Origin of the sequence: Salmonella sp. NW177 (assembly GCF_051811585.1) — a bacterium.
Classification (GTDB): domain Bacteria; phylum Pseudomonadota; class Gammaproteobacteria; order Enterobacterales; family Enterobacteriaceae; genus Salmonella; species Salmonella enterica.
Genome location: NZ_JAMMZV010000022.1, coordinates 1 through 1,645, shown reverse-complemented (window position 1 = coordinate 1,645; position 1,645 = coordinate 1). Strand labels below are relative to the sequence as shown.

1 tRNA gene and 2 rRNA genes are annotated in these 1,645 nt (G+C 52.3%); all 3 read right to left on the bottom strand.

The window, feature by feature from the left end:
- Positions 1–805: ribosomal RNA gene (locus tag NA986_RS24295) — 23S ribosomal RNA — on the bottom strand; the annotation flags it as partial.
- Between the two features lie 193 nt (positions 806–998).
- Positions 999–1,074: transfer RNA gene (locus NA986_RS24290), tRNA-Glu, on the bottom strand.
- Between the two features lie 85 nt (positions 1,075–1,159).
- A 16S ribosomal RNA gene (locus NA986_RS24285) occupies positions 1,160–1,645 on the bottom strand; the annotation flags it as partial.

Sequence of the window (1,645 nt, the reverse complement as noted above, 5' to 3'; positions counted from 1 at the left end):
AACCTGCCCATGGCTAGATCACCGGGTTTCGGGTCTATACCCTGCAACTTAACGCCCAATTAAGACTCGGTTTCCCTCCGGCTCCCCTATGCGGTTAACCTTGCTACAGAATATAAGTCGCTGACCCATTATACAAAAGGTACGCAGTCACCCCACCCCAAAGCACTCACCGCTTGTTTTGTGTGTTGGGCGTCGCAAACGACGCTCCGCCACCGCGATGCTGCTTTGCAGGGCCTTCAACACCAGAGAATGCTTTGGTGGTGGGGCTCCCACTGCTTGTACGTACACGGTTTCAGGTTCTTTTTCACTCCCCTCGCCGGGGTTCTTTTCGCCTTTCCCTCACGGTACTGGTTCACTATCGGTCAGTCAGGAGTATTTAGCCTTGGAGGATGGTCCCCCCATATTCAGACAGGATACCACGTGTCCCGCCCTACTCATCGAGCTCACAGCACATGCGCTTTTGTGTACGGGGCTGTCACCCTGTATCGCGCGCCTTTCCAGACGCTTCCACTAACACACATGCTGATTCAGGCTCTGGGCTCCTCCCCGTTCGCTCGCCGCTACTGGGGGAATCTCGGTTGATTTCTTTTCCTCGGGGTACTTAGATGTTTCAGTTCCCCCGGTTCGCCTCATTAACCTATGGATTCAGTTAATGATAGTGTGACGAGTCACACTGGGTTTCCCCATTCGGGTATCGCCGGTTATAACGGTTCATATCACCTTACCGGCGCTTATCGCAGATTAGCACGCCCTTCATCGCCTCTGACTGCCAGGGCATCCACCGTGTACGCTTAGTCGCTTAACCTCACAACCCGAAGATGTTTCTCGCGATTCATCGTCGTGTTGCGAAAATTTGAGAGACTCACGAACAACTTTCGTTGTTCTGTGTTTCAATTTTCAGCTTGATCCAGATTTTTAAAGAGCAAATATCTCAAACGTGACTCGTAAGTCAGTTTTGAGATATTAAGGCAGGTGACTTTCACTCACAAACCAGCAAGTGGCGTCCCCTAGGGGATTCGAACCCCTGTTACCGCCGTGAAAGGGCGGTGTCCTGGGCCTCTAGACGAAGGGGACGTATCAGTCTGCTTCGCAAGACGCCTTGCTATTTACTTTTCATCAGACAATCTGTGTGAGCACTGCAAAGTACGCTTCTTTAAGGTAAGGAGGTGATCCAACCGCAGGTTCCCCTACGGTTACCTTGTTACGACTTCACCCCAGTCATGAATCACAAAGTGGTAAGCGCCCTCCCGAAGGTTAAGCTACCTACTTCTTTTGCAACCCACTCCCATGGTGTGACGGGCGGTGTGTACAAGGCCCGGGAACGTATTCACCGTGGCATTCTGATCCACGATTACTAGCGATTCCGACTTCATGGAGTCGAGTTGCAGACTCCAATCCGGACTACGACGCACTTTATGAGGTCCGCTTGCTCTCGCGAGGTCGCTTCTCTTTGTATGCGCCATTGTAGCACGTGTGTAGCCCTGGTCGTAAGGGCCATGATGACTTGACGTCATCCCCACCTTCCTCCAGTTTATCACTGGCAGTCTCCTTTGAGTTCCCGGCCTAACCGCTGGCAACAAAGGATAAGGGTTGCGCTCGTTGCGGGACTTAACCCAACATTTCACAACACGAGCTGACGACAGCC